At 65.1% G+C, this 5,033-nt stretch carries 5 protein-coding genes; all 5 read left to right on the top strand.

Translation table 11 applies throughout. From position 1 onward, the window contains the following. The first annotated feature begins 138 nt into the window (after positions 1 to 138). A complete protein-coding gene (argB, locus tag CV770_RS40415; protein WP_104466259.1) occupies positions 139 to 1,026 on the top strand; it encodes an acetylglutamate kinase in 888 nt (295 codons plus the stop codon). 155 nt (positions 1,027 to 1,181) lie between these two features. After that, positions 1,182 to 2,168: a DUF1036 domain-containing protein gene (locus CV770_RS40410; protein WP_104466258.1), complete on the top strand. Its 987-nt coding sequence runs from the start codon at positions 1,182 to 1,184 to the stop codon at positions 2,166 to 2,168. Positions 2,169 to 2,383: 215 nt separating this feature from the next. Further along, positions 2,384 to 3,076 (top strand): pyrimidine 5'-nucleotidase, encoded by a 693-nt coding sequence (locus tag CV770_RS40405; protein WP_104466257.1) that lies wholly within the window; start codon positions 2,384 to 2,386, stop codon positions 3,074 to 3,076. A 235-nt stretch (positions 3,077 to 3,311) separates the two neighbouring features. After that, positions 3,312 to 4,157 (top strand): 2,3,4,5-tetrahydropyridine-2,6-dicarboxylate N-succinyltransferase, encoded by an 846-nt coding sequence (gene dapD, locus CV770_RS40400; protein WP_028140835.1) that lies wholly within the window; start codon positions 3,312 to 3,314, stop codon positions 4,155 to 4,157. A 272-nt stretch (positions 4,158 to 4,429) separates the two neighbouring features. Beyond that, positions 4,430 to 5,033 (top strand): DUF805 domain-containing protein (locus CV770_RS40395; protein ID WP_104466256.1); only part of this gene is annotated, 604 nt, incomplete at its 3' end.

Below are 5,033 nucleotides of genomic sequence, written 5' to 3'. Positions count from 1 at the left end.
CCACCCTACCCCGCTCGCGCTACGCGCGATCGACCCTCCCCCTCCAGGGGAGGGTAAGAGCGAACACCACACTTTGCGCCACGCCCGCCAATCGGATAGAACGCAGGCCGCTCCAGTCCCGCCAGCGAGATCCGTGACATGACCGACATCTCCCCGCTCGACCAGGCCCGCATCCTGTCCGAAGCGCTGCCGCACATGCAGCAGTATGACGAGGAAACCATCGTCATCAAATATGGCGGCCATGCCATGGGCGACGAGGAGACCGCGAAGAATTTTGCCCGCGACATCGTGCTGCTGGAGCAGACCGCGATCAATCCGGTGGTGGTGCATGGCGGCGGGCCGCAGATCGCGACCATGCTCAAGCGCCTCGGCATCGTCTCGGAATTCGCAGCCGGCCTGCGCATCACCGATGCGGCAACCATCGAGATCGTCGAGATGGTGCTCGCCGGCTCCGTCAACAAGCAGATCGTCGGCTACATCAACGAAGCCGGCGGCAGGGCCGTGGGGCTGTCCGGCAAGGACGGCAACATGGTGAAGGCGTCGAAGACGACGCGGACCATCATCGATCCGGGCTCGAACATCGAGAAGGCCATCGATCTCGGCTTCGTCGGCGATCCCGAGAAGGTGGACCTCACGCTGCTCAACCAGCTGATCGGCTACGAGCTGATCCCGGTGCTGGCGCCGCTCGCAACGTCGAAGGACGGCCAGACGCTGAACGTCAACGCCGACACTTTTGCCGGTGCGGTTGCCGGCGCGCTGAAGGCCAAACGCCTGTTGCTGCTCACCGACGTGCCCGGCGTGCTCGACAAGTCGAAGAAGCTGATCCCGCAATTGTCGGTCAAGGATGCCCGCAAGCTGATCGCCGACGGCACCATTTCCGGCGGCATGATCCCGAAGGTCGAGACCTGCATCTATGCGCTCGAGCAGGGCGTCGAGGGCGTCGTCATCATCGACGGCAAGATGCAGCATGCGGTGCTGCTTGAGCTCTTCACCAACCAGGGCACGGGAACGCTGATCCACAAGTGAGAGACGAGCGGACAAAGAAAACCGTCATGGCTGGGCTTGTCCCGGCCATCCACGATCTTTCGATCCGCGCCAAGAACGTGGATGCCCGGGACAAGCCCGGGCATGACGGGCGGAGGGCTCAGCGCCCCCGCCGCTCACCCCTGACCCGCTTCCTGATGGCGCTGCCGGCCGCGGCCGTCTCGTTCGTGTTCTCCTCGGTGCCGGCCTTCGCCGATCTGAAGATCTGCAACCGCATGTCCTATGTCGTCGAGGCCGCAATCGGCATCGACGACAAGGCGGCGACCGCGACGCGCGGCTGGTTCAGGGTCGATCCCGCCACCTGCCGCGTGGTGGTGCAGGGCACGCTGACCGCCGACCGCATCCTGCTCAACGCCCGCGCGCTCGGGGTCTATGGCGCCTCCCCGATTCCGCAGAACGGCAGCGACATGCTGTGCGTGGCGCAGGACAATTTCGTCATCGCGGCGGCCCGGCAATGCCGCAGCGGCCAGACCCAGGCCGCCTTTACGCAAGTGACGCCGGCGCAGGGAGCCGACGGCAACCTCATTGCCTATCTCGCCGAGGATTCCGAATATGACGACGAGCAGGCCCGCCTCGCCGGCATCCAGCGGCTGTTGGTGATCGCGGGCTACGACGCCGCGCCGATCGACGGCGTCGACGGGCCGAAGACGCAGGCAGCCCTGGCCGCGTTCCTGAAGAGCCGCGGCTTGTCCTCGGACATCGTGGGCTCGCAAAACTTCTTCAAGACCATGGTCGATGCGGTGCAGACGCCGTCCGCGACCGGCCTCACCTGGTGCAACGACACGCAGCACAAGGTGATGGCGGCGATCGCGACCGACGACGGCAAGTCCGTGACCAGCCGCGGCTGGTATCGCATCGATCCCAAGACCTGCCTGCACCCTGATGTGACCGGTCAGCCGAAGCAGATTTTCAGCTTCGCGGAAGCCGTCGACGCCGACAACCGCGCCGTCAAGCTGAAGGACCGGCCGCTGAACTGGGGCGGCGACAGGCAGCTCTGCACGCGCGAGACCAAGTTCGAGACCGTTGAGCAGACCGATTGCGGCGCGCGCGGATTCGCGGCGACCGGCTTTGGCGCGGTGGACATGTCGAGCGGCGGCAAGACGCTGCGCTTTGCGGTGCCGTGATGGTGTTGCTGATGATGGTGTCACCAAAAACTCCGCTGTCGTCCCTGCGAACGCAGGGACCCATAACCACAGGACGCGGTTGTGGCGCGAAGCTGGTCATCCCGAATCTTCGCCAAACCACTCCCTGTGGCTATGGGTCCCGGATCGGCGCTCCGCTTGTCCGGGACGACAGCTGAGAGTGGGCGGCGCTTGCGTGTAGCGGATAGAGAATCTCGATGACTACCCCCCGCACCTTTGCCCATGTCGACACCTGGGTGTTCGACCTCGACAACACGCTGTATCCGCATCACGTCAATCTGTGGCAGCAGGTCGATGTGCGGATCACCGAGTTCGTGTCCAGCTGGCTGCAGGTGACGCCGGCGGAGGCGCGAAAACTCCAGAAGGATTATTACCTGCGCTTCGGCACCACGATGCGCGGCATGATGACCCTGCATGGCGTGTCCGCCGACGACTATCTCGCCTACGTCCACAAGATCGACCATTCGCCACTGGAGCCGAACCCTGCGCTCGGCGAAGCCATTGCAAAATTATCGGGGCGCAAGCTGATCCTGACCAATGGCTCGGTCGACCATGTCGATGCGGTGCTGGCGCGTCTCGGCCTGGCAACGCATTTCGATGGCGTGTTCGACATCATCGCCGCCCAGTTCGAGCCGAAGCCGGCGGCGCAGACCTATCAGAAATTCCTCGCCGACCACGCGGTCGATCCAACCCGCGCCGCCATGTTCGAGGACCTCGCCCGCAACCTCACCGTCCCGCACCAGCTCGGCATGACCACCGTGCTGGTGGTGCCGGATGGAACGAAGGAGGTGGTGCGGGAGGACTGGGAACTGGAAGGCCGGGATGCCGCCCATGTCGACCACGTCACGGATGATCTGACGGGGTTTTTGGCCGGGTTGTCGCCCAAATAACCGCTGTCGTCCCGGGGCGCGAAGCGAGCCCGGGACCCATAACCACAGGGAGTGGTTGTGGCGCGAGATCGATAACTCCGAGTCCTCGCCAAACGACTGCCTGTGGCTATGGGTCCCGGGCTCGCGCTTCGCGCGCCCCGGGACGACAGCGGAGTATGCCTTGACTCTCCCCCGCCAAATCCCGAAAAAGCGCTCCAATTCACACGAAACCACGCCTTCCCCAGAGGAAATCCCGATGTCCCTCCAAGCCCTCGAATCCACCATCAACAGCGCCTTCGACGCACGCGACGGCATCTCGACCTCGACCAAGGGCGAGGTGCGCGAGGCCGTGGACCAGGCGCTGGAGATTCTGGACAAGGGCGAGGCGCGCGTTGCCGAGCGCGGCAGCGACGGCAAGTGGAAGGTCAATCAGTGGCTGAAGAAGGCCGTGCTGCTGTCGTTCCGCCTCAACGACATGGGCGTCATTCCCGGCGGATCCGGCAAGGCGACTTGGTGGGACAAGGTGCCCTCGAAGTTCGAAGGCTGGGGCGAGAACCGTTTTCGCGACGCCGGTTTCCGTGCCGTGCCCGGCTCGGTGGTGCGCCGCTCGGCCTTCATCGCCAAGAACGTCGTGCTGATGCCGTCCTTTGTCAATCTCGGCGCCTATGTCGATGAGAGCACCATGGTGGACACCTGGGCCACCGTCGGCTCCTGCGCCCAGATCGGCAAGCGCGTGCACATCTCCGGCGGCGCCGGCATCGGCGGCGTGCTCGAGCCGCTGCAGGCCGAGCCCGTGATCGTCGAGGACGATTGCTTCATCGGCGCGCGCTCCGAGGTCGCCGAGGGCGTGATCGTGCGCAAGGGCGCGGTGCTGGCGATGGGCGTGTTCCTAGGCGCCTCGACCAAGATCGTCGACCGCGAGACCGGCGAGGTCTTCATCGGCGAAGTCCCCGAATATTCCGTCGTGGTGCCCGGCGCCCTGCCCGGCAAGCCGATGAAGAACGGCCAGATCGGCCCGAGCACCGCCTGCGCCGTCATCGTCAAGCGCGTCGACGAGCGAACGCGCTCCAAGACCAGCATCAACGAGCTGCTGCGGGATTGAGTTAGAGCAACGATCCCAGACCTATCCCCGTCACCCTGAGGTGGCCGCTCCTTCAGCGGCCCTCGAAAGGCGACGGCCCGGCTGGCGGCGACATCGCGGGCCGTTCATCCTTCGAGGCTCGCCATGGGACGCGTCGCGTCCCATGCTTCGCACCTCCAGCGACAGCGGCTTCGCCGCTGCGCGTGGATGACGGGTCTTAGAGCCCTATCGAACCCCCTCTCCCTCCATCGCGACCAATCCTCGGGTGGCTCCTCCCGCCCGGAGCCGTTGGCATGGACTGGACCTGGTATCTGTTCCGCTTCGACGGCCGCATCAACCGCGCGTTGCTGTGGCAGGCGCTGCTGATCGTCGCGCTGCTGGCGGGCTTGCTGGAGATTGCCGGTCAAGTCATCGGGATCGTCGGAGGGACGAGGTCCACCCTGAAGCTCGGAATGGAGCTCGATTTCGACTTCGGTCTCGACGGCCTCTTCAAGCTGGTCGACCCCCGCGTCTCCCACGCGCTGGCACCAGCCGATCTCGCGGGCTCGATCCTCAAGGCGTCCGGCATGGCGCTGTTCTTCTGGATCTATCTCGCGACGGCGATCAAGCGACTCCATGACCGCGACAAGAGCGGCTGGTGGATCGTTCCGTTCTTCTTCCTGCCCGGCCTGTTCAGCCAGTTCGCGGACCTGCTGCCTAAATCAAGCTGGATATTTTCGCTCAACCTGACTGCCGCACTGCTGTGGCTGTGGGGCCTCGTCGAAATGTTCTGCCGGTCCGGCACCTCGGGCCACAACCGCTTCGGCTCCGATCCGCTCGCCGACTTCGACGATGGCTCCGCATCCGCCGCTCCCCCTGCGAAAAGCTGGGACCAGAGCCGCGAGATCGAAATTGTCC

Source organism: Bradyrhizobium sp. AC87j1, assembly GCF_002936975.1.
Taxonomy (GTDB): Bacteria; Pseudomonadota; Alphaproteobacteria; order Rhizobiales; family Xanthobacteraceae; genus Bradyrhizobium; species Bradyrhizobium shewense.
The sequence above is the reverse complement of the archived record's forward strand: the minus strand, read 5'-3'. Positions and strand labels throughout refer to the sequence as shown.

Coding starts and splice junctions, on each gene's coding strand:
- argB (WP_104466259.1), top strand. CDS start 139: ATGACCGACATCTCCCCGCTCGACCAGGCCCGCATCCTGTCCGAAGCG.
- CV770_RS40410 (WP_104466258.1), top strand. CDS start 1,182: ATGGCGCTGCCGGCCGCGGCCGTCTCGTTCGTGTTCTCCTCGGTGCCG.
- CV770_RS40405 (WP_104466257.1), top strand. CDS start 2,384: ATGACTACCCCCCGCACCTTTGCCCATGTCGACACCTGGGTGTTCGAC.
- dapD (WP_028140835.1), top strand. CDS start 3,312: ATGTCCCTCCAAGCCCTCGAATCCACCATCAACAGCGCCTTCGACGCA.